The 26,970-nt window shown below is 58.7% G+C and carries 25 protein-coding genes and 1 tRNA gene; 19 read left to right on the forward strand and 7 right to left on the reverse strand.

All coding sequences use genetic code 11. The features are described from left to right. Positions 1 to 34: 34 nt before the first annotated feature. Positions 35 to 1,564: an apoptosis inducing factor family protein gene (locus D8U69_RS23390; protein ID WP_130908223.1), complete on the reverse strand. Its 1,530-nt coding sequence runs from the start codon at positions 1,562 to 1,564 to the stop codon at positions 35 to 37. Positions 1,565 to 1,703: 139 nt separating this feature from the next. On the opposite strand from D8U69_RS23390, the gene D8U69_RS23395 reads away from it, so the two are divergent. Both D8U69_RS23395 and D8U69_RS23400 read left to right on the forward strand, forming a co-directional pair. Beyond that, positions 1,704 to 2,267, forward strand: coding sequence for a YbhB/YbcL family Raf kinase inhibitor-like protein (locus D8U69_RS23395; RefSeq protein ID WP_056852058.1), 564 nt, complete (start codon positions 1,704 to 1,706; stop codon positions 2,265 to 2,267). A gap of 97 nt (positions 2,268 to 2,364) precedes the next feature. Beyond that, a complete protein-coding gene (locus D8U69_RS23400; protein ID WP_236708393.1) occupies positions 2,365 to 2,595 on the forward strand; it encodes a hypothetical protein in 231 nt (76 codons plus the stop codon). A gap of 82 nt (positions 2,596 to 2,677) precedes the next feature. Here D8U69_RS23400 and D8U69_RS23405 read toward each other — a convergent pair. Continuing rightward, positions 2,678 to 2,754 (reverse strand) — tRNA-Arg (locus D8U69_RS23405). Between the two features lie 349 nt (positions 2,755 to 3,103). Between D8U69_RS23405 and gabD the strand changes: the two genes are divergently transcribed. The 3 genes from gabD to D8U69_RS23420 all read left to right on the forward strand — a co-directional run bounded on the left by gabD (position 3,104) and on the right by D8U69_RS23420 (position 7,359). Further along, positions 3,104 to 4,546, forward strand: coding sequence for an NADP-dependent succinate-semialdehyde dehydrogenase (gabD, locus tag D8U69_RS23410; RefSeq protein ID WP_130904517.1), 1,443 nt, complete (start codon positions 3,104 to 3,106; stop codon positions 4,544 to 4,546). 184 nt (positions 4,547 to 4,730) lie between these two features. Further along, positions 4,731 to 6,008 carry a 4-aminobutyrate--2-oxoglutarate transaminase gene (gene gabT / locus D8U69_RS23415; protein WP_007994487.1) on the forward strand — a complete coding sequence of 426 codons (1,278 nt, stop codon included), beginning with the start codon at positions 4,731 to 4,733 and terminating at the stop codon, positions 6,006 to 6,008. A gap of 136 nt (positions 6,009 to 6,144) precedes the next feature. Beyond that, a complete protein-coding gene (locus D8U69_RS23420; protein WP_056852061.1) occupies positions 6,145 to 7,359 on the forward strand; it encodes a response regulator in 1,215 nt (404 codons plus the stop codon). A 53-nt stretch (positions 7,360 to 7,412) separates the two neighbouring features. On the opposite strand, the gene D8U69_RS23425 is transcribed toward D8U69_RS23420, so the two are convergent. Both D8U69_RS23425 and desA read right to left on the reverse strand, forming a co-directional pair. Next, complete coding sequence (locus tag D8U69_RS23425; protein WP_130908224.1) at positions 7,413 to 8,402, reverse strand: sensor domain-containing diguanylate cyclase; 990 nt, start codon at positions 8,400 to 8,402, stop codon at positions 7,413 to 7,415. A gap of 261 nt (positions 8,403 to 8,663) precedes the next feature. Then, positions 8,664 to 9,845, reverse strand: a complete 1,182-nt coding sequence (gene desA / locus D8U69_RS23430; protein WP_056852063.1) for a delta-9 fatty acid desaturase DesA — start codon at positions 9,843 to 9,845, stop codon at positions 8,664 to 8,666. Between the two features lie 148 nt (positions 9,846 to 9,993). On the opposite strand from desA, the gene dibA reads away from it, so the two are divergent. From dibA to D8U69_RS23460, 6 genes are all read left to right on the forward strand, one after another. After that, on the forward strand, positions 9,994 to 11,910 hold the full coding sequence (gene dibA, locus D8U69_RS23435) for a phosphodiesterase DibA (protein WP_056852064.1): 1,917 nt from the start codon (positions 9,994 to 9,996) through the stop codon (positions 11,908 to 11,910). Positions 11,911 to 12,147: 237 nt separating this feature from the next. Then, complete coding sequence (gene oscA / locus D8U69_RS23440; protein WP_007975618.1) at positions 12,148 to 12,330, forward strand: sulfur starvation response protein OscA; 183 nt, start codon at positions 12,148 to 12,150, stop codon at positions 12,328 to 12,330. A gap of 78 nt (positions 12,331 to 12,408) precedes the next feature. Then, positions 12,409 to 13,422, forward strand: coding sequence for a sulfate ABC transporter substrate-binding protein (locus tag D8U69_RS23445; RefSeq protein ID WP_056852065.1), 1,014 nt, complete (start codon positions 12,409 to 12,411; stop codon positions 13,420 to 13,422). Positions 13,423 to 13,551: 129 nt separating this feature from the next. After that, positions 13,552 to 14,370: a sulfate ABC transporter permease subunit CysT gene (gene cysT / locus D8U69_RS23450; RefSeq protein WP_056852066.1), complete on the forward strand. Its 819-nt coding sequence runs from the start codon at positions 13,552 to 13,554 to the stop codon at positions 14,368 to 14,370. 12 nt (positions 14,371 to 14,382) lie between these two features. Continuing rightward, entirely contained in the window at positions 14,383 to 15,255 is an 873-nt protein-coding gene (gene cysW, locus D8U69_RS23455) for a sulfate ABC transporter permease subunit CysW (protein WP_130908225.1), read from the forward strand. A 3-nt stretch (positions 15,256 to 15,258) separates the two neighbouring features. Beyond that, the gene (locus D8U69_RS23460; protein ID WP_056852068.1) at positions 15,259 to 16,248 is read left to right on the forward strand and encodes a sulfate ABC transporter ATP-binding protein; all 990 of its coding nucleotides are present in this window, start codon (positions 15,259 to 15,261) and stop codon (positions 16,246 to 16,248) included. Between the two features lie 144 nt (positions 16,249 to 16,392). On the opposite strand, the gene D8U69_RS23465 is transcribed toward D8U69_RS23460, so the two are convergent. After that, the gene (locus D8U69_RS23465; protein WP_130908226.1) at positions 16,393 to 16,914 is read right to left on the reverse strand and encodes an Mpo1-like protein; all 522 of its coding nucleotides are present in this window, start codon (positions 16,912 to 16,914) and stop codon (positions 16,393 to 16,395) included. Positions 16,915 to 16,998: 84 nt separating this feature from the next. Between D8U69_RS23465 and D8U69_RS23470 the strand changes: the two genes are divergently transcribed. The 3 genes from D8U69_RS23470 to D8U69_RS23480 all read left to right on the forward strand — a co-directional run bounded on the left by D8U69_RS23470 (position 16,999) and on the right by D8U69_RS23480 (position 19,269). Then, on the forward strand, positions 16,999 to 17,685 hold the full coding sequence (locus tag D8U69_RS23470; RefSeq protein WP_130908227.1) for a Crp/Fnr family transcriptional regulator: 687 nt from the start codon (positions 16,999 to 17,001) through the stop codon (positions 17,683 to 17,685). A gap of 110 nt (positions 17,686 to 17,795) precedes the next feature. Then, entirely contained in the window at positions 17,796 to 18,044 is a 249-nt protein-coding gene (locus D8U69_RS23475) for a helix-turn-helix transcriptional regulator (protein WP_056852071.1), read from the forward strand. After that, positions 18,037 to 19,269, forward strand: a complete 1,233-nt coding sequence (locus tag D8U69_RS23480) for a type II toxin-antitoxin system HipA family toxin (RefSeq protein WP_130908228.1) — start codon at positions 18,037 to 18,039, stop codon at positions 19,267 to 19,269. The genes D8U69_RS23475 and D8U69_RS23480 overlap by 8 nt, the downstream gene beginning before the upstream one ends. Here D8U69_RS23480 and D8U69_RS23485 read toward each other — a convergent pair whose 3' ends face one another. Beyond that, on the reverse strand, positions 19,270 to 20,274 hold the full coding sequence (locus D8U69_RS23485) for an AraC family transcriptional regulator (protein ID WP_056852073.1): 1,005 nt from the start codon (positions 20,272 to 20,274) through the stop codon (positions 19,270 to 19,272). Between the two features lie 100 nt (positions 20,275 to 20,374). Between D8U69_RS23485 and D8U69_RS23490 the strand changes: the two genes are divergently transcribed. From D8U69_RS23490 to D8U69_RS23510, 5 genes are all read left to right on the forward strand, one after another. Beyond that, entirely contained in the window at positions 20,375 to 21,448 is a 1,074-nt protein-coding gene (locus tag D8U69_RS23490; protein ID WP_130908229.1) for a fatty acid desaturase, read from the forward strand. Between the two features lie 384 nt (positions 21,449 to 21,832). Continuing rightward, positions 21,833 to 22,414, forward strand: a complete 582-nt coding sequence (locus tag D8U69_RS23495) for an alpha/beta hydrolase (protein WP_130904514.1) — start codon at positions 21,833 to 21,835, stop codon at positions 22,412 to 22,414. Between the two features lie 55 nt (positions 22,415 to 22,469). Further along, on the forward strand, positions 22,470 to 23,393 hold the full coding sequence (locus tag D8U69_RS23500; RefSeq protein WP_056852076.1) for a sigma 54-interacting transcriptional regulator: 924 nt from the start codon (positions 22,470 to 22,472) through the stop codon (positions 23,391 to 23,393). A gap of 249 nt (positions 23,394 to 23,642) precedes the next feature. Beyond that, positions 23,643 to 24,440, forward strand: coding sequence for a MetQ/NlpA family ABC transporter substrate-binding protein (locus tag D8U69_RS23505; protein WP_056852077.1), 798 nt, complete (start codon positions 23,643 to 23,645; stop codon positions 24,438 to 24,440). A gap of 397 nt (positions 24,441 to 24,837) precedes the next feature. Further along, a complete protein-coding gene (locus D8U69_RS23510) occupies positions 24,838 to 25,947 on the forward strand; it encodes an RHS repeat-associated core domain-containing protein (protein WP_130908230.1) in 1,110 nt (369 codons plus the stop codon). Positions 25,948 to 25,967: 20 nt separating this feature from the next. Here D8U69_RS23510 and D8U69_RS23515 read toward each other — a convergent pair. After that, positions 25,968 to 26,970 (reverse strand): AAA family ATPase (locus tag D8U69_RS23515; RefSeq protein WP_130908231.1); only part of this gene is annotated, 1,003 nt, incomplete at its 5' end.

A 26,970-nucleotide genomic window follows, 5' to 3' on the forward strand; every position in this document is an offset into this window, starting at 1 on the left:
CCGTCGATCATCGCCCGCGACCATCCGACCGAATTCAAGGTGCATCACGGATAAGTCGCCATGCGTTATCCACCGGCAGCGGCTGTTTCATCCGTTCGGCGAGCATTGCCATGTTTCGCTCCTCATCGCAGGCAACGGCGGCGATCACCAGGCCGTTTTTGCCGAACAGCCCGATAAAGGGCGGCTTGAACGGATCACCTTTGAATTCGACTTCATCCCAGCTTTGCGCATGGCCAAGGTAGTCGTAGTTCTTGCCGAAGTGCCACGTCCAGAAATACGGCACATCGAGGTAATGCTCATCGCCGCCGAGCATGTTGGCCGCTGCAATCCGTGCCTGCTGCTGGGCCAGGCGCCAGTGTTCGATGCGGCAGGGCTGGCCGTTGAGCGGGAAGGTGGCGATGTCACCGGCGGCCCAGAGCCCGTCGGTCACGCGCATGCCGCCATCGACGCGCAGCGAATGATCCTTTTCCTGGGGCAGGTCGGCAAACGGTGCCGTGGCCGGGCTGACGCCGATCCCCACCAGCACCAGGTCCGCTGGCAGTCGCTGGCCATTGTCCAGGCGTACGGCTTCGACTTTATGGGTTCCTTCTATCTGCGTCGCTTCGCCCTCGGCTCGGTACACCACGCCATTGGCCTGGTGCAGGGCAAGAATCGCTTTGCCGACGGTCTCGCCGAACTGTTTTGCGAATGGCACCGGTTGACGCGCAAGGACGGTAACCTCGAGCCCGAACTGGCGCAGGGCTGAAGCGGACTCCATGGCGATAAAACTGTCGCCGATGATCACTGCATGCTGACCGGGTCTGGCACTTTCCAGAATCTGTTGTGCATGGGCTCTTGAGCGCAAAACGAATACTTGTGGCAGGTCGGCGCCGGGCAGCTCCAATTGTTTCGGTGCGCCGCCGGTTGCCAGCAGGGCGGCGTCATACTGCAGCGACTGGCCGTCGCTCAGTTGCAACGTGCGGTTGGCGCAATCGAGGCTCGTTACTTCGGCATTGATGCGCTCGATGCGTTGCTCGCGGTAGAAGTCGTCATCACGCAACGCAGGGATTTCTTCCGGAGGCGTTTCGCCGGCAATCACGAATTTGCTCAGCACCGTACGGTCGTATCCGGCGCCGGCCTCGCGGTCGATCAACAGCACTCGGCCGCCGAAACCCAATTCCCTCAAGGCCGATGCCGCCGCCGTACCTGCGGCGCCGGCACCGACAATCACGAAAGTACGCGCGTCATCGGCGGGCGGGGTATGCGCATCCCGTAGCGCTTGATCGTATACCCAGACCTCTCCATCACGCACTTCGAGCGGATAACGCTTGAGGCTGTCCAGTGCGGGTGGCTCACACAACCCGCCATCTTCGATGCGAAACTGTGCCTTGTGCCACGGGCACGTCAGGCGCCCATTGCACAGTGCACCCTCGGCGAGTGGCGCCCCGGCGTGGGGGCACTCACCCTGATAAGCACGCAATTGATCGCCCACCTTCAGCAACAGGATCTTGCGCTGCTCGATCTGCACTTCCAGACCTTGGTTTTCAGGGACGTCGGTAAAACGGGCAACGCGATGCAGGGTCATGATCGCTCTCCAGACAGGCGTTTCTCTAAAGAGTCTGGTGCCTGTTGCGAGGTTCATCCAATTGGCACTGCCACCGCGTGAACGGTCCGGCTATAGTTTGCACGCCGACGACGGCCCAACACGCACAAGGTGCTCCGGAATGCCCCGATTGACCTCTCTGAAACCTTGGCTCGCGGCCGTAGCCGTGGTTTTTTGCGTGCAACTTCCGGCACACGCCGCCCAGGAGCGTTTCACCCTGAACATCCCGGGTGTATCGGACGACCGCTTGTTCACATCGGCCGCCGCCAGCGATGCGCCGGGCTGTGGCGGGCATAACGTTTCACCGGCATTGGCCTGGAACGCCGGCCCGGCCGGCACCCTCAGCTACGCCATTGTCATGCACGACCCGGATGGCCAAAAAGGGCAGGGCGTCGATCACTGGCTGCATTACGGCATCAAGGCCAGCACGCATCAGATTGCGTCCGGCGTCGGCGCCAAATCCGCGCTTGAAGGCGTGGGCGGCACCAACAGCAAAGGCACCACCGGTTACATCGGCCCATGCCCGCCGGTGGGCGACAGCGCGCACCATTACATCATCCAGCTCTACGCCCTGGACCTGGCCCCGGATGCACTGCCCGCCGGCCTGACCCGCACGCAGTTCCTGGAAAAAATCAAAGGCCATGTGCTGAAAAACAGCAGCGTGGTGCGGCGTTACCATCGCTGAAGATTTTTGCGCCCCGACTCAGGAATTGCAGGAAAACCGATCGGTTAACACGCTCGACAATTTGGCATAAAGGCCCGAAAGCGCGCACTATCGGGCCATAGTCGATGCGTTGGAGGATGCCGTGACAAAAAAAATCGACCGCATCGCCCAAATGCTCAACTGTCCGGAAAAGGGCGAGGAACTGCGGCGAGCAGTGACCGAAAGTCGTAAGGATTTTCTGCTCAATCAGCCGGAAGAAGCCGTTGCTGAAGAAGACGATCTCGAAGAGGAATTCTTTGAGGACGACGAAGATGATGAGTACGACGAGTTTGACTGGACGACAGAGTGAGAAAAAACCGCTTCGGCGGTTTTTTTGTGGCAACAAAAAAGCCCCAGTCCCAAAGGGCCTGAGGCTTTCTGTTTACAGCGTATGGTGCACCAGGCGGGATTCGAACCCACGACCCCTGCCTTCGGAGGGCAGTACTCTATCCAGCTGAGCTACTGGTGCGATGCGGGCGCCATGATACTCATATGCACTGCGGGCGTCCATGCTGCTGAATCGCCTGCGTTTTTCCAAAGCGTAAGCTGCGTTTGCTACGTTGATCAGAAAAATTGAGTAAAAAAGACCTTTTCGTTCTTTTTTTCGAACGCCCTATTGTCCTTTACCCCCTTTGATCCTAGGATTCGTTTGAGATTTCAAACGCTCTTGTCTGGGTGCTGAACCGCACGCGTTCATTCCGTGCGCTATTTTGTGCTTCAGCCCGGTGAATGATTTCCCTGACGGCAGCCTACCGAGGCGCCTTTCTACAATCATAATTTGCTCCGCATACATTGCGGTGCTGTTAAGGAAAGCCGACATGCAGCTTAAAGACACCCAGTTGTTCCGCCAACAAGCCTTCATCGATGGCGCTTGGGTTGATGCGGACAATGGTCAGACGATCAAGGTCAACAACCCGGCAACGGGCGAAATTCTGGGCACCGTGCCGAAGATGGGCGCTGCCGAAACCCGCCGTGCCATCGAAGCTGCTGACAAAGCGCTGCCGGCCTGGCGTGCACTGACTGCCAAAGAACGTGCGAACAAGCTGCGTCGCTGGTTCGAGCTGATCATCGAGAACCAGGATGACCTGGCTCGCCTGATGACCCTGGAACAAGGCAAGCCATTGGCCGAAGCCAAGGGCGAAATCGTTTACGCCGCGTCCTTCATCGAGTGGTTCGCCGAAGAAGCCAAGCGCATCTACGGTGACGTGATTCCGGGCCACCAGCCAGACAAGCGCCTGATCGTGATCAAGCAGCCAATCGGCGTGACCGCTGCCATCACACCGTGGAACTTCCCGGCCGCGATGATCACCCGTAAAGCCGGCCCGGCCCTAGCCGCCGGTTGCACCATGGTGCTCAAGCCTGCTTCGCAAACTCCGTTCTCGGCTTTCGCCCTGGCTGAACTGGCCCAGCGTGCTGGCATTCCAGCTGGCGTGTTCAGCGTGGTGTCCGGCAGCGCTGGCGACATCGGCAGCGAACTGACCAGCAACCCGATCGTGCGCAAGCTGTCCTTCACCGGTTCGACCGAAATCGGTCGTCAACTGATGTCGGAATGCGCCAAGGACATCAAGAAAGTGTCCCTGGAACTGGGCGGCAACGCGCCGTTCATCGTGTTCGACGACGCAGACCTGGATAAGGCCGTCGAAGGCGCGATCATTTCCAAATACCGCAACAACGGCCAGACCTGCGTTTGCGCCAACCGCCTGTACATCCAGGATTCGGTCTACGATGCGTTCGCCGAGAAGCTGAAAGTGGCAGTCGCCAAGCTGAAGATCGGTAACGGTCTGGAAGACGGCACCACCACCGGTCCGCTGATCGACGAAAAAGCCGTGGCCAAGGTGCAAGAGCACATTGCTGACGCCGTTGCCAAAGGCGCTACTGTGCTGTCCGGTGGCAAGTCGATGGAAGGTAACTTCTTCGAGCCGACTATTCTGACCAACGTGCCGAACAACGCGGCCGTGGCCAAGGAAGAAACCTTCGGCCCACTGGCGCCGCTGTTCCGCTTCAAAGATGAAGCCGATGTGATCGCGATGTCGAACGACACCGAATTCGGCCTGGCCTCGTACTTCTATGCTCGCGACCTGGGTCGTGTGTTCCGTGTGGCAGAAGCTCTGGAATACGGTATGGTCGGCGTCAACACCGGCTTGATCTCCAACGAAGTCGCGCCGTTCGGCGGCATCAAGGCCTCGGGCCTGGGCCGTGAAGGCTCCAAGTACGGCATCGAAGATTACCTGGAAATCAAATACCTCTGCCTGGGCATCTAAGCCCGGTAAAGGATCGCTTCAAGCGCAAAGGGCACGAGAGCGCTGTCCCTTTGCGCCGCTTCAAACCGGAATTTTCTCGGCGACCGGGAACGCTGTGGCAGTCGATCATCGCATGCTGCCGCCGCTGTTCCCCGTCGCTTTATCCTTGAACCACACCGCCCGATGAGCGGTGAATGAGGAATGTATGAGCAAGACTAACGCTTCTTTGATGGCCCGCCGCACTGCTGCTGTTCCACGTGGTGTTGGCCAGATCCACCCGATCTTCGCCGACTCCGCGAAGAACGCGACCGTAACCGACGTTGAAGGTCGTGAGTTCATCGACTTTGCCGGCGGCATCGCTGTGCTGAACACCGGCCACGTGCACCCGAAAGTCATTGCCGCGGTGACCGAGCAGCTGAACAAGCTGACCCACACTTGCTTCCAGGTTCTGGCTTATGAGCCGTACGTAGAAGTGTGCGAAAAAATCAACGCCAAGGTGCCAGGTGATTTCGACAAGAAAACCCTGCTGGTCACCACCGGTTCCGAAGCCGTGGAAAACTCCATCAAGATCGCCCGTGCCGCCACTGGCCGTGCCGGCGTGATCGCGTTCACCGGCGCTTACCACGGTCGTACCATGATGACCCTGGGCCTGACCGGTAAAGTCGTGCCTTACTCGGCCGGCATGGGCCTGATGCCAGGCGGCATCTTCCGCGCGCTGTACCCGAACGAACTGCACGGTGTGAGCATCGACGACTCGATCGCTTCCATCGAGCGCATCTTCAAGAACGACGCCGAGCCGAAAGACATCGCCGCGATCATCATCGAGCCGGTTCAGGGCGAAGGTGGTTTCTACGTCGCGCCTAAAGAATTCATGAAGCGTCTGCGCGCTTTGTGCGACCAGCACGGCATTCTGCTGATTGCGGACGAAGTGCAGACCGGCGCTGGCCGTACCGGCACCTTCTTCGCCATGGAACAGATGGGCGTTGCCGCCGACCTGACCACTTTCGCCAAGTCCATCGCTGGCGGCTTCCCGCTGGCCGGTGTTTGCGGCAAGGCCGAATACATGGACGCCATCGCACCTGGCGGCCTGGGCGGCACCTACGCCGGTAGCCCGATCGCTTGCGCCGCGGCCCTGGCCGTGATGGAAGTCTTCGAAGAAGAGCACCTGCTGGATCGTTGCAAAGCGGTCGGCGAGCGTCTGGTGACTGGCCTGAAAGCTATCCAGGCCAAGTACCCGGTGATCGGCGAAGTCCGTGCCCTGGGCGCGATGATCGCGGTCGAGCTGTTCGAAAACGGCGACAGCCACAAGCCGAACGCTGCAGCTGTAGCGTCCGTCGTGGCCAAGGCGCGCGACAAGGGTCTGATCCTGCTGTCCTGCGGCACCTACGGCAACGTTCTGCGCGTTCTGGTACCGCTGACTTCGCCGGACGAGCAACTGGACAAAGGCTTGGCGATCATCGAAGAGTGCTTCTCCGAGCTGTGATCTCCTAGTGTGACCTGATCGACAAAAAACCCGCTTCGGCGGGTTTTTTTATGCCAACCGAAATGTAACCCGCGCATTAGCGCTGTATCGAAAGGCCAGCATTCGCTAAGGTTCAGACATTGCCAGGGAGAGCTGTATGACCGTCGTCAATTTACCCGCCGTTCCGAGAGTACTGATTGCCGAAGCCGACCCTTGGTCCCGGGATCTGCTCAAGGAAGTGTTGTTGAACGTTCGCTGCGACGCGCGACTGGATCTGTGCGCCGATGGCCATCGGGCGTTGGAGCTGTTGGCGCAAAACCCGTATGACCTGGTGATCGTTGACTGGGAATTGCCGGGCGTCGATGGCCTGAATGTGTTGCGCAATGTCCGTCAACGCAAACGCAATCCTCCGTTGCCCTTCATCCTGATGAGCAGCCGCAACGACAGTGCGAGTGTGCGCGAGGCGTTGCCCTTGGCGCCTACCGCGTACCTGACCAAGCCGCTGAACATGGAAAGCCTGACCCAACGGCTGCAGGATCTGCTGCTCAGCGCCGGCCAGGAGGTGTCGTGCGAAATCCCGGCATTGGCGCCAGGCATGACATTGTCGGTGTTCCTGGAGCGTCGTCGTGAACTGGCCGAAGGCGCGCCGTTGATGACCGATGTGCAGTTGGCGGTCAAACGCAGCCTCAACCCCAATGGTCTCGACCTGACGGTGCTGGAAAGTGAAATTCGCACCGATCCCCAGATTACTGCCGTGCTGATCGCTGCCGCCAACAGCGCGGCCCAGCACCATGGTGCCGCCGTACAAACCTTGTCTCAGGCGCTGCATCGACTGGGTACCGGACAAAGCATGAACCTGATTCTGGGGTTGGCGCTCAAACGCAGTGCCCGGCTCAGCGACCCGTATCTGGCGGACTACGCGGAGCGCTATTGGGACCTGTCGCTGCACACGGCGGAATACGCGCGAACCCTGGCGCGCCTGCTCGACCTGGATCAGGCGCGTTGTTACTGCGCTGGCATGCTGCATCGCTTGGGTGATTTGGCGTTGCTGCGTTGCTTGCAGGAATGGAAGCAGGCCGGTGGCGAGTTGGACGAGCAAGAGGAGGTCGGAGAAGCGCTGGCCGAATTCGGCGCCGCCTATGGTTCGGCATTACGTACGCGCTGGCGGCTGCCTTTGGAGCTGCGAGAGCTGATTGCCGCGGTCTACCAGCTCGGTGGCGGGGTTTATTCGCGCGAAGCCCTGGTGATGAACATGGCGGCGCAACTGGCGCGGTTGACTGAGCATGAAGGCATCGAAGAGCTGGCCAGGAGCCGAACGGCGAGGTTACTCAAGATCGGGTTGCCGGAGTTGATGCGGATGCGCAAAAAATAGACTCACCCCTAAACACTGTGGGAGCGAGCCTACAGGGGGCTGTGCTGAGCCGCTCAGGCAGTGACGATCCGGTTCTTGCCTTCGCGCTTGGCCTGGTACATCGCGGCATCTGCGCGAGCAAACAGGCTGTCGATGTTTTCGTCTTCAGCTGTGAGGCTGGTCAGGCCCTGGCTGACGGTGATGCCAAATGCTTGGCCGTCATGGTTAAAGCTCAAGCGCTGGATCTCCCGTTGCAGACGCTCGGCCACCTGCAGGGCCATCTCCGGTGAGCAGCCGGGGAAAATCGCTGCGAATTCTTCACCACCAATTCGCCCGAACAGATCGCCGCGACGTAGCGCTGCGCGGCCGCTGTCAGCAATCCGTTGCAGCACGTTGTCGCCTTCCTGGTGACCGTAAGTGTCGTTGATCACTTTGAAATCATCGATGTCCAGCATCAGGAACGACAGCGGCATGCCTTGCTGCCTTGCCAGTTCGAATTCCTGATGCGCACCGTCGAAGAAATGTCGGCGATTGCTGCTCTGGGTCAGGGCGTCGGTAGTGGCCAGGCGTTGCAACTCGGTTTCCATCTGCTTTTTTTCGGTGATGTCTTCCGCGATACCCACGATGATCAGTGGCAGGCCGGGGTCCGTCTGACGGTTGATAAAACATTTGTCGCTGAGCCAGCGCACCTTTCCGTCCCCATCGATGATCCGGTATTCGCGGTCTTCGACAGCACCTTTTTCCAGCACCTGTGCCAGGCTGCTCTCGGCGTATTCCAGGTCGTCGGGATAGATGCTGTCGCGCCACTGATTGAAGTCGGACAGCAAAAGGTCGGCGGAGCGGCCGAAAATCCGTTCATAAGCGGGGCTGACATACAGCACCTGGCGGGTTTCCCAGTTGAATGCCCAAAGTACGGCGTTGACGCTGACCAGCAGGGTGCTGAACAGCTGTTCGCGCTCACTCAGGCGCGCCACTTCGCCTTGAGCGTGCATCAGCGCCAACAGGGTTTGTGCGGCTTCTGGCCACTGCGCAGGGGATGAGTCTCGTTGGTTTCTATTGACCATTGGCACAAATCTCAAAGGACGTGCGCCGCTTGAGGTTCGAAAGCGGCCATAACGAAGCCCGCCGGGGCGGCGAAGTGTCTTTGAGATGGGGGATTTGCAGCGAAGTTCCCGCTTTTTTTGGCGAGGGGGCTTGCTCCCGCTGGGCGGTCCTGACAACGCGTTTTATTTGTCAGGTTGGCGGCCGCTTCGCAGCCGAGCGGGAGCAAGCACCCTTGCCACAGTGAGGCGGTAGGGCGCAGGGAGCAAGCACCCTTGCCACAGTCAGGCGGTAGGGCGCAGGGAGTAGGTTTTCAATTGGTCAGCGAAATCACGCAGGGATTGAATCCCGCTGGCTTCAGCTTCGTGTACCCAGTCCTTGATGGCAGCCAGCATGTCATGACCATTTGAGCTGGTTTTGACCCAGATCTGCTGCAGGGCCAGGCGTTTCTCGTAAATGACCTTCAACGCCTGGCTGTGCTCGAGCATGTTCTGGATGCGTACGTGGTGCTTGTCATCCAGCAGGCTGGTCTCCCGGGAGAGCAGGCGCTTGGCGCGGTGGAACTGGTGACGGACCGAGTGATCGACTTTCTCCAGCTCTTGCTTGACCAGCGGGCCGATCACCAATTTGCGGTATTGGGCCATGATCTGGAAGCGGTTGTTGAGGATCGCCATCGCGGTGTCCATGTCGAGGCTGCCTTTGCCCTCGACGCGGTGTGCAATCGGCGCGACCCGCTGGACCTTGGCCAGACGCAGGAAGCTGAACACTTGAATCCATGCCCAGCCCATGTCGAATTCCCACTTCTTCACCGACAGTTTGGCCGAGTTAGGGTAGGTGTGATGGTTGTTATGCAGTTCTTCGCCGCCAATGAGAATGCCCCAGGGCACCAGATTGGTCGCCGCATCGCGGCATTCGAAGTTGCGGTAACCGACGGCATGTCCCAGGCCATTGACCACGCCGGCGGCCCACACGGGAATCCACATCATCTGGACGGCCCAGATGGTGATGCCGATGGTGCCGAACAGCAGCAGGTCGATGACGCCCATGATCGCCACGCCCAGCAGCGGGAAGCGGGAGTAAAGGTTGCGCTCGATCCAGTCTTCGGGGCAGTTCTTGCCGTAGATGCGCAGGGTCTCGGGGTTTTCCGCTTCGGCGCGATAAAGCTCGGCGCCTTTGCGCAGCACGGTGGACAGGCCTTTGACGACCGGGCTGTGCGGGTCGTCTTCGGTTTCGCATTTGGCGTGATGCTTGCGGTGGATAGCGGTCCACTCACGGGTGTTCTGCGCGGTGGTCAGCCACAGCCAGAAACGGAAAAAATGTTTCAGGCCCGCATTCAGCTCCAGCGAGCGGTGGGCTGAATAACGGTGCAGATAGACCGTGACGGCGACGATTGTCACGTGGGTCATCAGCAGGGTGACTGCCACCAGCGACCAGGGCGACAAGCCGAGAAAACCTTCGTACCACATAGGCTATAGGGCCCTCGATAAATAAAAAAACAGCCGTTGCATTATCACTAAGCCCGCGCAGAAAACCAGTCGCCCTTTCAGATAAGAGTGGCTGGATGTTTCTTTAAATCTATAATCCCGGCAATTTTGTAGGGACATGGACCGTCGTATGTCTGCCAGCTATCGCGATGCCTTGCGCGCAGCGCTGCTTTACCTGTTGCTTTCTGTGGTCTGGCTGCAGGCTAGTGACTATTTATTGAACAGTTTCTTCGATCACTCGCTCGAGCGGTTGCGATGGCAACTGATCAACGGTTACCTCTGGGTGGCGGTGAGCGCCGGGTTGATCTTCATTGCCCGTGCCCGGCTGTTTCGATGTCTTGGCATCGGCGCCAAACTGCGCGAACGCAGTGAGGATCGCGAGCGATTGCGTCAGGCGGCCGCCGTGTTTGATTGCACCCGCGAAGGGGTGTTGGTCACCGATAGCGACGGGCTGATTGTCCATGTGAATCGCGCCTTCATGGAGATCACCGGCTATCAAGGTGAAGAGGTGTTGGGGCAGCGACCCAGTCTGTTCAAATCCGGTCGTCATTCGGCGGATTTCTATCAGGCGATGTTTGCCACCCTGGACAATTTGGGCGAGTGGAGCGGGGAAATCTGGAATCGGCGCAAAAGCGGGGAAATTTACCCGCAATGGCAAACCATCCGCCTCATTTTCGATGACCAGGGGCGACGCAGCCATTTTGTGGCGGTGTTTTCCGATATCAGTGCGGTCAAGAATTCCGAACACGAGCTGATGCACCTGGCGCACCACGACCCGCTGACTGATTTGCCCAATCGCTTGCTGCTCACCGATCGTGCCGAACAAGCCCTGGCCTCGGCGCAGCTTCACAAACGCGGTTGTGCATTGCTGGTGGTGGATCTCGATCACTTCAAGATGATCAACGACAGCCTTGGGCATCCCATTGGGGATCAGTTGCTCAAGGCTGTAGCCGGGCGTCTGAAAGGCATGTTTGACCCGGGCATCACACTGGCGCGACTGGGCGGCGACGAATTTGCCGTGTTGGCCGATTGCTGTCCGCAACTGATCCAGGCAGCTGCGCTGGCGCAACGGATCATCAACGGCCTCAAAGAGCCTTTCGCTATCGAGGGGCGCCAACTGTTTATCAATGCGAGCATAGGCATCAGCCTGTTCCCCAGCGATGCGTTGAGCGCCGAACAACTGTTGCGCAATGCCGATTCGGCGCTGTTCAAGGCCAAAAGCGCGGGTCGCAACGGATATGCGCTCTACACCGAAGAATTGACTGCCCATGCTCAGCAACGGGTCGAAGTCGCATTCCAATTGCGTCAGGCGCTGGAACAGCAGCAATTACGGGTTTATTACCAGCCGGTGCATGACTTGCAAACCAGCTGCTTGATCGGTGTCGAGGCGCTGGTGCGCTGGGAGCATCCACTGCGCGGCCTGGTGTCGCCGGCAGAATTCATCCCCGTCGCCGAGCGCACTGGGCTAATTGCCGAAATCGATGCCTGGGTGATGCAGCAAGCGTGTCAGCAGATGTGTCAGTGGCGGCAGGCCGGTGTTGAAATTTCGTTTGTCGCGGTGAATGTTTCTTCGCGATTGTTCGCTCGTCGTGAGCTTTATGGGCAAGTGGCGCAGGTCCTGCACGAAACCGGGCTGGAACCTGCTTGCCTGGAGCTGGAAGTCACCGAAAGCGCGGTGATGGAGGACCCGGAGGTCGCGCTTGAGCAAATGCATCGACTGCGCGAGTTGGGCGTGCGCCTGGCCATCGACGATTTCGGCACCGGTTATTCGTCATTGCTGCGGCTAAAACGCTTGCCGGTGCAGAAACTCAAGATTGATCAGGGTTTCGTCGCCGGTCTGCCTTGGGATGAAGACGACTCGGCCATTGTGCGGGTCATCATCGCCCTGGCGCAGAGCATGGGAATGCAAGTGCAGGCGGAGGGCGTCGAAACGGTCGAGCAGGCGGCGTTCCTGCTTGAGCACGGCGCTGATCAGGGCCAGGGGTACTGGTTTGGTCGGCCGGTGCCGCCAATGGAGCTGGATTGGGCCCGAACCCCCATCATCTGATCGTTCCCCATGCTCCGCGTGGGAACGCATCCCGTGGCGCTCTGCGTCACCCTGAGATCAGGGACGAAGAGCGTCCCCGGCGGTATTCCCACGCGGTGCGTGGGAAGATAAGTCTTTTAGTTATATAAACATTCTCAAATAGTCTTTTTAAGAATATCTGCGCCTCTCTACTATTGGTTTCACGCCGTAAGCAGTGCCGCCACTGCCAGGCAACCACACAGTCGAAGGAGCAGCACCATGAGCGCATCTCTGCGTAGCGTTGACGGTCAGGACGAAGCAACCATTCTGCGTGAAATCCAGAGCGCCCTGCGCGATCTGCGATTCGGCGCCGTGGAAATCACAGTGCACAACGCCCAGGTGGTCCAGATCGAACGCAAGGAAAAATTCCGTTTGCAGCAGCCGGGCAACAAGCCGGGCTGAAGCTTGCGATCCTTGAGCCGGCACCGCGATTCCTAAAATCCATAAGAACTAGCCAATAGAATTCCAGGAGCTTTCACCATGTCGTCGATTCGCCATTTCGCTTTGGCCGCTCTGGCCAGTGCTCTTTTTGCCGGTACCGCGGTTGCCAAGGATTACGAGCTGTTGAACGTGTCGTATGACCCGACCCGTGAGCTCTATCAGGAATACAACGCTGAATTCATCAAGTCCTGGCAGAAGGACCATGCGGGCGATACGGTGAAAATCCAGCAATCCCACGGTGGTTCTGGCAAACAAGGCCGGGCGGTCATTGATGGTCTGCGTGCCGACGTGGTGACGCTGGCGCTGGCCGGTGACATCGACGAAATCGCCAAGCTTGGCAAAACCCTGCCAGCGGATTGGCAAAAGCGGCTGCCGGAAGCGAGCACGCCGTACACGTCGACCATCGTGTTCCTGGTGCGCAAGGGCAACCCTAAAGGCATCAAGGATTGGGGCGACCTGATCAAGAACGACGTGTCGGTGATCACGCCGAACCCGAAGACTTCCGGCGGCGCACGCTGGAACTTCCTTGCGGCGTGGGCCTACGGTCTGAAAGCCAATGGCGGCAACGAAGCCAAGGCTAAAGAGTATGTGCAGACCCTGTTCAAGCACGTACCTGTGCTGGATACCGGTGCTCGCGGTTCGACCATCACCTTCGTCAACAACGGGCAGGGTGACGTGCTGCTGGCCTGGGAAAACGAAGCTTTCCTGGCGCTCAAAGAAGATGGCGGCGCCGACAAGTTCGACATTGTCGTACCTTCTTTGTCGATCCTCGCCGAGCCGCCGGTGGCGCTGGTCGACAAGAACGCCGAGAAAAAGGGCAACACCGAGATCGCCGAGGCGTACCTCAAGCACCTGTACAGCCCGGCCGGTCAGGAAATTGCGGCGAAAAACTTCTATCGTCCACGTGACAAGGACGTGGCCGCCAAGTACGCCCAGCAGTTCCCGAAACTGGAGCTGGTGACCATCGACAAGGATTTTGGCGGCTGGAAAACCGCGCAACCGAAATTCTTTAATGACGGCGGCGTGTTCGACCAGATCTACCAGGCGCAGTAATCTGAACAATCCGGATTCATTGTGGCGAGGGAGCTTGCTCCCGCTTGAGTGCGAAGCGCTCATTAGAAGCAGGGACCGCTGCGCAGTCCAGCGCGAGCAAGCTCCCTCGCCACACAACCAAGGACTTTTATGTCGCGTCGTATCTCCCCCGTCATACCCGGCTTCGGGCTGACGCTGGGGTACACCTTGGTGTACCTCAGTCTGATTGTGCTCATACCACTGGCGGCGATGTTCGTGCACGCCGCTCAACTCACCTGGGATCAGTTCTGGGCAATCATCTCGGCACCACGAGTGCTGGCGGCGTTGAAGCTGAGCTTCGGCACCGCACTGTATGCCGCGATCATCAACGGCATCATCGGCACGCTGCTGGCGTGGGTGCTGGTGCGCTATACCTTCCCGGGGCGCAAAGTCATCGACGCGATGATCGACCTGCCGTTCGCGTTGCCCACCGCGGTGGCGGGCATCGCGCTGACTGCGCTTTACGCCCCCACCGGGCTGGTCGGTCAGTTCGCCACGGACCTGGGTTTCAAGATCGCTTACACCCCTCTGGGCATCACCCTTGCCCTGACTTTTGTGACACTTCCATTCGTAGTACGTACCGTACAGCCAGTATTGGCCGATATCCCCCGTGAAGTCGAAGAAGCGGCGGCGTGCCTGGGTGCGAAGCCGTGGCAGGTGTTCCGTCATATCCTCGTGCCGGCACTGCTGCCGGCCTGGTTGACCGGCTTTGCCCTGGCCTTTGCCCGCGGGGTTGGCGAGTACGGTTCGGTGATTTTCATCGCCGGTAACATGCCGATGAAAACCGAAATCCTGCCGCTGCTGATCATGGTCAAGCTCGACCAGTACGATTACACCGGCGCTACCTCCATTGGTGTACTGATGCTGGTGGTTTCTTTCATTCTGCTGCTGCTGATCAACCTGTTGCAGCGGCGCATCGAAACCCCATAAGGAGGCGCGAACATGTCCCAATCGTCTATCGCGGCCGCCTCTTCGGCCAACGCTGCCCGCCGTGGCAGTGCGACTTCGCGGCGCATCCTGATCGGCCTCGGCTGGCTGATCTTTTCCCTGTTTCTGTTGCTGCCGCTGTTCATCGTGGTGTCCCAGGGTTTGAAGCTCGGTATCGGTGCGTTTTTCACCGCCATCTTCGAGCCGGATGCGTTGTCCGCCCTGAAACTCACGGTGATCGCCGTGCTGATTTCGGTGCCGTTGAACCTGGTGTTCGGCGTCAGCGCCGCGTGGTGCGTGAGCAAATACACGTTCCGTGGCAAGAGCATGCTGGTGACGCTGATCGACCTGCCGTTCTCGGTATCGCCGGTGATCGCCGGTCTGGTCTATGTGCTGATGTTCGGCGCCCAGGGCCTGTTCGGCCCGTGGCTGCAGGATCACGACATCCAGATCGTGTTCGCCTTGCCGGGCATTGTGCTGGCGACGATTTTCGTCACCGTGCCGTTCGTGGCCCGTGAGCTGATTCCGCTGATGCAGGAACAAGGCACCCAGGAAGAAGAGGCCGCGCGCCTGCTCGGGGCCAATGGCTGGCAGATGTTCTGGCACGTCACCGTGCCCAACATCAAATGGGGCCTGATCTATGGCGTGGTGTTGTGTACTGCGCGGGCCATGGGTGAGTTCGGTGCGGTGTCGGTGGTGTCCGGGCACATTCGCGGGGTGACCAACACCTTGCCGCTGCACGTCGAGATCCTCTACAACGAATACAACCACGTGGCCGCGTTCGCCGTGGCGAGCCTGTTGCTGATCCTGGCGCTCTTCATCCTGCTGCTCAAGCAGTGGAGCGAAAACCGTATCAACCGCCTGCGCGCCAGCGCCGCGGAGGAATAATTCATGTCGATCGAAGTGCGTAACGTCAGCAAGAATTTCAATGCGTTCAAGGCGCTGGACAACATCAGCCTGGACATTCAGAGCGGCGAGCTCGTCGCGTTGCTCGGCCCATCGGGCTGTGGCAAGACCACGCTGTTGCGGATCATTGCCGGCCTGGAAACCCCGGACAACGGCAGCATCGTGTTCCACGGAGAAGACGTGTCCGGCCATGACGTGCGTGATCGCAACGTCGGTTTCGTGTTCCAGCACTACGCCCTGTTCCGCCACATGACGGTGTTCGATAACGTCGCGTTCGGCCTGCGCATGAAGCCGAAGAACCAGCGCCCGAACGAAAGCCAGATCGCGGCGAAAGTCCACGAACTGCTGAACATGGTGCAACTGGACTGGTTGTCGGATCGCTACCCGGAACAACTCTCCGGTGGTCAGCGTCAGCGGATTGCGCTGGCCCGTGCCTTGGCGGTGGAGCCCAAAGTGCTGCTGCTCGACGAACCCTTCGGTGCCCTCGACGCCAAGGTCCGTAAAGAGCTGCGCCGCTGGCTGGCGCGCCTGCACGAAGACATCAACCTGACGTCCGTTTTCGTGACCCACGACCAGGAAGAAGCGATGGAAGTCGCCGACCGCATCGTGGTGATGAACAAGGGCGTGATCGAACAGATCGGCTCACCGGGCGACGTCTACGAAAACCCGGCCAGCGATTTCGTTTATCACTTCCTGGGTGACTCGAACCGGTTGCATCTGGGCGAGGACAATCACGTGCTGTTCCGCCCGCACGAGGTGTCGTTGTCGCGGCATGAACTGGACGATCACCATGCGGCCGAAGTGCGTGATATTCGTCCGTTGGGCGCGACGACGCGGGTGACCTTGAAGGTAGAAGGGCAGAGCGATCTGATCGAAGCCGAAGTGGTGAAGGATCACGACAGTCTGATCGGCTTGGCCAAGGGCGAGACGTTGTTCTTCAAGCCCAAGGTCTGGCAGAAAGTCGCCAACATTTAATCCCTCCAGCCGATCGTTCCCACGCTCTGCGTGGGAATGCCTCATGGGACGCTCCGCGTCCAGTGACGCAGAGCGTCACGGTATGCATTCCCACGCAGAGCGTGGGAACGATCAGTAGGAGCGAGGCTTGTCCGCGAAGGCGATCTACGCCGCAGCGCCTTTCTGACGCAAACGCACACCACCCGCCCGCGCCTCGATCTGCTCCTTGAGCTCATGCCGCATCCCCAGCAAGAACGCCAGTTCAGCCACCACAAACAACGGCCCGACGATCAATCCCGTCACGTCATCGACAAAGGCCGGCTTGCGCCCCTCGTAGTGATGCCCGACGAACTGGATCGCCCAACCGATCACGAACATCGCCATGCCGCTGCTCAACCAGACCAGGGTGCTTTGCTGCGCCAGTACTTGACCCGCCCAGACGCACAGCCCCAGCAACACGGTCATCAGTACTCCGAGGCGCAGCTCCAGGCGCAGGTAAAACCACGCCGACGCCAACGCCACCAGCATTGCCGGTGATAACCAGCCCCCGGCCCACTGCGGACGCGACAGCAACACGGCCACCGCCACCACGATCAGAGGAATGCCGATAAAGTGAGTGGCGATGTTGCGCGGATCACGGTGGTACGCGGCGTATTGACTGAGATGGTCAACCAGGCTTTTTTTCATTGTTATTCCTCCTGTAGGGTGATCGATCATGCCCCGGGGCCGTTCTTCGCTCTGTCAGCCAGGCGACAATCTCTAGGAGTTTTCATGGATATGCAGGTCTGGCGTCCACGCCTGCTGCGCGGTCAGTGGTTCAGTCATCTGCCTGTTTCCCTACAGGATAGTCTGTTGGCAGCGGCCAGGTTGCGGCGCCTGTCTCCGGGGCAGCGCCTGTTCAAGCGCGGCGATCCGCCCTGTGGGCTGTATGCGGTGCTTGAAGGTGCGATGCGCATCGGTGCGGTGAATGAGCAAGGCAAAGAGGCGTTGTTGAGCGTGGTGGAGGCACCGCACTGGTTTGGCGAAATCGGCCTGTTCGATGGCCAGCCGCGCACCCACGATGCGTTCGGCCTGGGGCATTGCACCCTGGCGCATATCCCGCAATCGGTTTTGCTGGCGTTGCTCGAAGAACAGCCGGTGCATTGGCGCCAGTTGGCCTTGTTGATGAGTCAGAAACTGCGCCTGACCTTTATCAATCTCGAACAGCTGAGCCTGATGCCGGCCCCCACTCGACTGGCCCACCGCTTGTTGATGATTGCCACAGGCTACGGCGAAAACGACCCACCGCGCCGCGTCCTGCAATTGCCTCAGGAACAACTGGCGTCGATGTTGTCGCTGTCGCGCCAGACCACCAATCAGATCCTCAAGGATTTGCAGGGGCAGGGGATTATCGGGTTGAGCTACGGCGAAATTGAAATCCTCGATGCCGTGCGATTGCGGGCATTGGCGATGGTTTGATGCCTCGTGTGGGTAAAAAAGCGGCTGGACTTTAATTCGGAGATGCATTAAATACAATGCAAAGTGTGACAAATTTCAATTTTGCACTGTATACGAGGCAAGGTAGCACTATGGAAAATCTGGGTGAGCTGATCCGAACCTTACGCAAAGAAAGAAAACTCTCCCAACAGGCACTGGCACAGCAGTACGGAATGAGCCGTGCGACTATCTCTGGAATCGAAAACAACACCCTCTCCGAAATTGGCCTGCGCAAGGTCGAGGCAATCCTCAACGGATTTGGTTATGAACTTACCGCCGTACCGCGGCAATCGAAGCGGCCGACACTGGATAGCCTGAAAAAGGTGAACTTCCATGGTTGAGCTGCAGCAAAGGGATCGGCTGGCGATCAGTGTTTCCAGCAATGCCGTCGGAATTCTTGGTCGAGGCCAATCGTCCGCTGACAGCGTTTTTGCCTACGCCGAAAACGCATCAGAGCAAGATGCCGTTTCTTTGATCATGCCGGTACGCCTGGAGAGCTACGCGTGGGAGCCAGGTGTTCCTCCGGTTTTCGAGATGAACTTGCCGGAGGGGGCTTTGCGCGATGAGTTGACTCGTCGTTTCAGCAAGGCTGTCCGAGGCTTTGACGACTTTTCGATGCTTGCTATCGTCGGCCCGCACCAACTCGGCAGAGTGAGCATTTCACCGGCGCAGGACGGGCTCGACCAGCCACCTGAAACCAGCTTGGCGGACCTTCTTGTGCATGATGGTGCGCAAGGATTGTTCGACGACCTCTTGCACACGTATGGCCAGTACTCGGGCGTTTCCGGTGTGCAGCCGAAAGTTCTGATTCGTGATAGCGGGTCAACCATCGATCGACTGTCCCATCGGGGGGCGACACATCTGGTTAAAACCTTTCACCCGGAACAATACCCGCAACTCGCTGCAAACGAATATTTCTGCATGCGGGCTGCATTGCACTCGGGGCTTGAGGTGCCGAAGTTTGAACTGAGTGATCAAGGTAGATTCCTGATCGTTGAACGCTTCGACCTGAACGACAAAGGTTATTTGGGTTTCGAGGATTTTTGCGTGCTTAACGCCTGGCCTTCAAAAGCCAAATACGACGGCTCATATGAAGGTATTGCCAGACAGATCAAAGCGTTCGTTTCTCCTTCAATGCTCAATCAGGCGCTTGAGTCGTTTTTCAAAATCGTCGCACTTTCATCGGGTTTGAAGAACGGCGACGCGCACCTGAAAAACTTTGGCGTTCTCTATGAGGATTGCGCAGCCGATGCGCAAATCAGTCTGGCCCCTACCTACGACATCATCACTACGTCGGTCTACATCAAGGCCGACAGCATGGCGTTACTGTTGGGGGGATCGAAGGCGTGGCCAAAGTACAAAATGCTGATGCGCTTTGGTCGGTCTGCCTGCAACTTGACCGAAGGGCGCTGCAACGAGTTACTGCAACAAGTCGGCCATGGTATGGAAGTAGCGATGGACGAGATGGTCCAGCATATCAAGGCAAACGGTTCCTTTGCCCGGATAGGCGCGCAAATGCTGGAGCAGTGGCAAGCAGGCATTGCGCGTAGTCTGGTAAAAAACTAATCAGCGCAACCCATCCCGAAACTGTCCCGGTGTCATCCCGGTCCAGCGTTTGAACGCGCGGCTGAAGCTGCTGGTGTCGGCGAATCCGAGCAGATAACTGATCTCGCTCAGCGAAACCTGCGGGTCGCGCAGGTGCAGCAGGGCAAGGTTCTCGCGGCTTTCGTTGAGCAGCGTATCGAAGCGACAGCCTTCGTCCGCCAGGTGCCTTTGCAGGCTGCGCAGGCTCAGGTGCAGGGCCTTGGCGATGTGTTCGGCACTGGGTTCGCCTTCGGGCAGTTGTTCTTCAATGGCGTCGCGGACCTTGCGCTCCCATGTCAGCGGCTTGAGTTGCGCGAGGGTGCGTTTGAGCACGGTTTCGTTGTGCTCGGCCAGCTCCGGGTTGGCGTCATCCAGGTGGCTGTCGAAGTCGACAAGGGCGAATTCCAGCCGATCTTCCTCGGCGCCGAAGTACACGGGTGAGCGAAAGGCTTTATGCCATGGGTGCGCGTCTGCCGGTTCCGGGCGCCGCAGGTACGTCGCCAGTGGCGCGTAATCCCGGCCCAGGCGATTGCGACAGGTGCGCACGTAAATCGCCATGAACGCATCGATGGCTTCGAAGGCCGGGGCCGGGTTGCCGCAGGGAATTTTCAGATGGAAGCGGTAGCGATCCTCGTCGCGGATCAGCTCCAGTTCCAGGGCATCGCTGACCACCTGGTGATAACGCACGATGCGCTCGAATACTTCGCGCAGGCTGCCGCTGGCCACCAGCGCATAGCCCAGGGCGTGAAAGGTGGTCGGGCTGACGAAGCGCGATACGCGCAAACCAAGCGCCGGATCGCCGCTGGCCTGTACCGCCAACTCCCACAGACGCGTGGTTCCGGACAACGGATAACGCGCGTTCGGGTCCTCCATCAACTGCGGATCGAGTCCCGCTTGCCGGCACAGGCTGGTGCTGTCGACGCCCAGTGCATCGAGTTGCTTGCGCAAGGCGCGGGTCCAGCTGGCGAGTGAGGTCGGTTCAGTCATGCTGATTGGCGCTTCCGGTCAACAGGTTGGCGTTCACGGCTACCGCTGCAAAGGGGCGCGGCAGGCACGATGCGAACATCAATAACCAGAGGATGGAAGCATGGACCGTACTTCTGCAAGCCCCCAACGACTGAATGCTGCTCAACGATCGGCACATATTCGCGAAGTGGTGCTGGCCAAGGGTGTCGAACTGCGGGAGCGCTACCCGATTCTCAAGCATCAGGACGCTATCGGTGCGAGCATTCTGGCGTTCGCATTGGCCGGCATGATCGGTTCGGCAGCGCTCTACATCAGCGGACACATGGCCTGGTGGGCGTGCCTGTTGCTTAACGCGTTTTTTGCTTCGCTGACCCATGAGCTGGAACACGATCTGATTCACAGCATGTACTTCCGTAAACAGAAGGTGCCGCACAACCTGATGATGGGGCTGGTGTGGCTGGCCCGCCCGAGCACCATCAACCCATGGATTCGCCGTCACCTGCACCTCAATCACCACAAGTTTTCCGGCTCTGAAAACGACATGGAAGAGCGCGCGATCACCAACGGCGAGCCATGGGGTTTCGCCCGGTTCTTGATGATTGGCGACAACATCATGTCGGCGTTTATCCGCATGTTGCGAGCCAGGACATGGGCACACAAGTTCAGCATCATCAAGCGCACCTTGAAGGTCTATGCACCGCTGGCGCTGGTGCATTGGGGGGCGTGGTATGTGTTTCTCGGTTTTCATGCGGCCAATGGCATTGCGCAACTGATAGGCACGCCGATCGATTGGTCGGCGACGACGTTGTCGGTCATGCAGGTGATCGACATCGCGGCAGTCGTGATCATCGGCCCGAATGTACTGCGCACGTTTTGCCTGCACTTCATCAGCTCGAACATGCACTACTACGGCGACGTGGAACCGGGCAACGTCATGCAGCAAACCCAAGTGCTGAATGCATGGTGGTTATGGCCGTTGCAGGCATTCTGCTTCAATTTCGGCAGCAGCCACGGGATTCATCATTTTGTGGTGAAGGAGCCGTTCTACATCCGCCAGCTGACAGTGCCGGTTGGTCACAAAGTAATGCGCGAGATGGGGGTGCGGTTCAACGATCTCGGCACCTTCGGCCGGGCGAACCGGTTTGTGCGCAAGGAAACTACAGAACCACAGCAAGTGCGAACCGCTCAGGTGTGAGCACTACACAGGAAACTCAAATCTGTTCGTTCGTCATAAATCTGACCCAAAGGGACGTTAGGTTATGACGCAGGAAGGAGGCCCGGCGAAGGATCGCCTTATGTCATCAAGTGCTAACAAAGTAATCAAATATTCCTTTATTGGATAACCGTTTTAGCCAATCATCGGCTTCCGGTGTTGCTGATCAGCACTGACAGAATTTGAGTTTCCGGGGGCCGTCTCCTTGGCAGGGTGCGGCCCCTTTTTTATTCCGCAAGAAACACCAACCCACCAATTGTTTTTATATTCCAATCAGGCCTTAATAAATAGCTTCTTATTCCTTAACGAATATAACTCTCCTCCCTATACTCGATCGGGAACAGACACGCAGCAGGAGAGTTCCCCATGCGCAACGAATCGATTCGCTACCTGATTGTGCCGGGCTGGCAAGGATCGCCAGAAGATCATTGGCAAAGCCATTGGCAGAAAAGTTTGCCGAACAGCGCACGGGTCGAACAGGCCGACTGGTTGACACCGCGCCGCGAAGACTGGGTAGCGGCCTTGGCTGAGGCGATCGCGGCTGACAGCACTCCGGTCATTCTGATTGCCCACAGCCTGGGATGCATCACCGTCGCCCATTGGGCTGCGACGGCGCCCGTGCAGTTCTTGCGGCAGGTGCGCGGCGCCTTGCTGGTCGCACCGGCAGACGTCGAGCGTCCGGCCTGTGCGCCGGCCCTGCGTAATTTCGCACCGATTCCGACTGACCTGCTGCCATTTCCCAGCCAGGTCGTCAGTTCCGATAACGACAGTGCCGTCAGTGCATCGCGAGCGTTGGAGCTGGCGCGCAATTGGGGAGCCGAAGCGGGCATCCTCGCAGGTGCCGGCCACATCAACGTCAAGTCCGGACATCAGCGTTGGGAGCAGGGGTTTGCCTATCTCTATCGCCTGCAAAACCGCATGGAACAACACGCCCTGCGCCGCGCTTGAACACTTTCCTTAGTTAACGCCCCCGTCTCCCGGCGGTTTTGGGCGGGAGTCTGCCATGAGCTTTGAAACCTTCGGTCAGCCGCTGCTGACCTTTCCCGATGCTGAAAAAAGTCCCCTGAGCATTCGCGCCAAGGCGTTGGTGTTCGTCGATCCGCGCTCCCGGCAATTGCGCCAGGAGCTGGAACAACTGGCACCGCGCTCGATTTCGGTGCTGATCCGTGGCGAAACGGGGAGCGGTAAAGAATTGTTGGCGCGGCACATCCATCGCGCCAGCGATCGTGGCGGATTGTTTGTGTCGGTCAATTGCGGCGCGATCAGCCCGACCTACGCCGACGCTGAATTGTTTGGCTATGCCGCAGGCAGCTACAGCGGTTCGGCGAGCAGTCGCGCGGGATGGTTTGGTTCGGCCAACGGCGGCACGCTGTACCTGGACGAGATCGGCGACTTGCCGCTGCCGATCCAGATCAAACTGCTCGCCGCGCTGGAAAACCACGAAGTGACACGCGTTGGTGCCCAGCAGCCGAGCCCGGTAGATGTGCGTCTGGTAGCGGCCACCAGCATCGATCTGGCCCAGGCGGTTGCCGCCGGGAAATTCCATGAGCGGCTCTATCACTACCTCAGCGAGGGGCAGCTCGAACTGCCAGCCTTGCGCGAGCGGGTCGGCGACATTCTGTCGTTGGCCGAATACTTCCTGGGTATCTACAGCCAACGCCTCGATCTGCCGGTGCCACTGATCAGCGAAACCGCGCAACACGTGCTGGAGCGACACAGTTGGCCGGGCAACACCCGCGAACTGGAAAATGTCATTCACTTTGCCTTGCTGGTGAGTACCGGCGACGAGATTCTGCCGGAGCATTTGAATTTGCCGGATGAAGGGCTGGCGCAGATTGAACGGCAACTCCAGCAGATACTCGACAAGGGCTCCGCGTCTGAAAAAGCCGCCCTGAAACAAATACTTAAGCAGGCTGGCCTCCTGTAACCCGAGAACGCCGCAGAGTCTCAGGAGCCCTGCGTTATCGTTTGGCGACCCTCGCGAGCAGGCTCGCAACCAAGGGAATGCGCGGGCTAGAGCTGTATGAACAAAATGGAATATGAAGCTGAATAAAGGTTATTGTTCGGGAATAAAAAATCCCGGTATTGTCCGCTTCACGCCAGCGATAGCACTTCACTGGCACACGTACTGATAGCCGTCGCCACAAGCGACTGTGATATTCGATAAGGACACTGCATGAAAAAGGTTCTGTTGTTCACCGCACTGGCGGCTGCCCTGACCGCGGGCCTGGCCCAGGCTGGCGAGAAACTGGTGGTTGCCGCGACCCCGGTGCCACACGCCGAAATCCTTGAGCTGATCAAGCCAACCCTCGCCAAAGAAGGCGTGGACCTGGAAATCAAAGTCTTCACCGACTACGTACAGCCGAACGTGCAAGTTGGCGAAAAGCGCCTGGATGCCAACTACTTCCAGACCAAGCCTTATCTGGACAGCTTCAACGCTGGCAAATACAAGGATGACAAAGCCAAGTACCTGGTCACCGTGCAAGGTGTGCACGTTGAACCGTTCGGTGGCTACTCGAGCAAATACAAAACCCTGGCCGAGCTGCCTGACGGCGCGACCATCGCTATCCCGAACGAAGGCAGCAACAGCGGTCGTGCGTTGATCCTGCTGCAGAAAGCCGGTCTGATCGAACTCAAGGATCCGAAAAACGCCCTGGCGACCCCGAAAGATATCGCCAAGAACCCGCACAACTTCAAGTTCAAGGAACTTGAATCGGCCCTGTTGCCACGTGTTCTGAAGGAAGTTGATCTGGACATGATCAACACCAACTACGCGCTGGAAGCCAAGTTGAACCCGACCAAGGACGCCCTGGTGATCGAAGGTGCTGATTCGCCTTACGTGAACTTCCTGGTGGCCCGTGAGGACAACAAGGACAGTGCCGCTATCCAGAAACTGGCCAAAGCCCTGACCAGCCCGGAAGTGAAAGCATTCATCGAGAAGAAGTACAGCGGCGCGGTACTGCCGGCGTTCTGATTCGCGAGGTAAACCCTTCAAGGTTTCCAACGCCGACGGCTAGCGCTAGCGTCGGCGTTTTTTTGAGTTTGAAAATCAAGCAGTGCTGGCCAGCAACGCCCTGCGCAACGCGACCAATAACTTTACGATGTCCTGCGGATTCATGGGTTTAAGCACTTTTGCATCTGCCATGTTCTCTTCCTTGTGAGTGTTCGGCCAGGGAGTCTGGCCAATAACGGTCCGTCCTTGGAGGGGCAAATCGAAAAATAGATCCTTCCTACGGCGTAAAGGAAAATAGCCGTCTTACGCCGCCTCGGCAAACAGGCCAAACACTTTTCCTCAATTACTAGCACTTTTGCCAGTTGTTCCGAATCCTCCGGCCGTTTCAAGCTACGATCATTGAACAGAGGTGCTGACGATGACCACATATTTGTGCCGCTATGGTTACGACGCACTGGATCAGCTGATCGGGCTGGAGCCATTGGGGCAAGAAAAAATGCAGCGATTTTATCGTCACCAACATTTGGTGACGGAATTGCAAGGCTGCACCAGCCAGAGTGTGTTTCAAACAGAATCGCAACTGCTGGCGGAGCAACGTCGCGATCATGATGACGTTGCGAGTCGATTGCTGGCGACTGACCACCAACGATCCATTCAGCAACTCACCCATCCACCTCTACGGCAGGTCTATTCGCCCTACGGCCATCGCCGGGTCGAAAGCGGTCTCGGCAGTCTTCTGGGTTTCAATGGCGAAAGGGGTGACCCGGTCACCGGCCACTATTTGCTGGGCAATGGTCATCGTGCATTCAATCCGGTGCTGATGCGCTTCAACAGCCCGGACAGTCTGAGTCCGTTTGGGCGGGGCGGGTTGAATCCGTATGCGTATTGCCTGGGGGATCCGGTGAATTTCAGTGATCCGACGGGGCATGCGGGCGAGCCAAACTGGCAATCGTGGATGTTCGTCGCAATGTCTGCGCTGGGTCTGGTGTCGGGCGCTGTCGGAATTTACTCGGCAAGGCTCTCTATCAGGAATGCAAAAGTCGCTAGCAGCACGGCCTCTGGAACCGTCTCGAAACACGCCAAGTACGCAGGTATGACAGGGGCTGTGACAGGATTCGTCGGTGCCGGGACGGGGTTCGTGAGGTCCAGTATCGCTGCCGCGGATCCGGATAATTCAGCCCTGGATCCCCTGCTTGCGATCATGGCCGCCTTCAGCGCTTTATCGTTTGCCGCTACAGCAACTGCGGTGTCCTTCAACTTTCGTGCTTACAGGATAAACCGGGCTGAAGCAGTGAAGGTTGCCTACAGAGGAGTAAAATCAGGTCCCTTCAGAAACCCGCAGGTAAGTCCGCCCGCAGCGCCAGGCACGCCGATTCCTTCAGCTCCGCCTCGTTCGCCCGGGCCGATTGGCTTTGAAAGTTTTCAGGTTCCAACAGTCAGACATCGAACCGATGTCAACTTGAACATGGGTTTCGACAGTCAAGTCGAGAATCCCGGGCGTGCCATGAAAATCCGCCGATCCTTTTAGAACAACTCGACACCTGTCATTCAATCCGGCCAATACCACGCCGGTTCGTCCAACATCCGCTGCCCGACAATCCCGGTCTGGCCAAGGGTTTTCTCCAGCACGATGCAGTTGCATTCCGGGTCCTGCTGCAATGCAGAGATCAGCCGTCGGGCATGGGACACCACCCACACCTGACACTGCTCGGAGGCGCGGATAATCAACCGCGCCAATGCCAGCAACAGATCCGGATGCAGGCTGGTTTCCGGTTCGTTCAACACCATCAGCGTCGGCGGGCGTGGCGTCAGCAGCGCCGCCACCAGCAGCAGATAGCGCAGTGTGCCGTCGGACAGTTCGGCGGCGGACAGCGGGCGCAACAATCCTTCCTGATAAAACTCGATGGCGAAGCGGCCACCGGCGAGCGGTTCGATGTGCAATCGTGCACCGGGAAATGCATCGCTGATCGCATCGCGCAATGCCTCGGGGTCGCCGATTTCGATAATGGTCTGCAACGCCGCCGCCAGGTCGCGGCCGTCGTGGTGCAGAACCGGCGTACGGGTGCCCAGTTGCGGTTGGCGCACTGGTGCGTCGACGTCACTGCGAAAGTGATCGTAGAAGCGCCAGCGGCGGATGAATTCGCGCAGTTCCAGAACCTCCGGCGAGGTGCGCAAGCTGCCGACCTGATCAAAAAGACTGTCGAAATTCGGGGTGTGCTGTGCCAGTACATCCCATTGACGATCGGCCCGACTGCGGATCATCGGGCCGTCGCGATCCACCAACAGACTTGCCGGACGATAGAACGCCCCGTTCCAGATGCATTCGCGCTTGATCTGCGGATCGAGGCTGAACCGTGAAGGGATGGGCGTGTCGTGCCCTGGAAGCATGAAGTGGCCGTTGGATTCAGGAAGGCCGAGACTGATCGAGTAACCGAAGTCCTCACTGGTGAACCCCAGACGCAGGCGTTTGGCGCCCTGTCGCACGCCGGCCTCGACCGGCACCTCACCATTTCGCATACGCCGGGAGATGGTTTGCGGTCCCGCCCAGAAG

The sequence above is a fragment of the Pseudomonas sp. Sample_16 genome, assembly GCF_004307665.1.
Taxonomy (GTDB): domain Bacteria; phylum Pseudomonadota; class Gammaproteobacteria; order Pseudomonadales; family Pseudomonadaceae; genus Aquipseudomonas.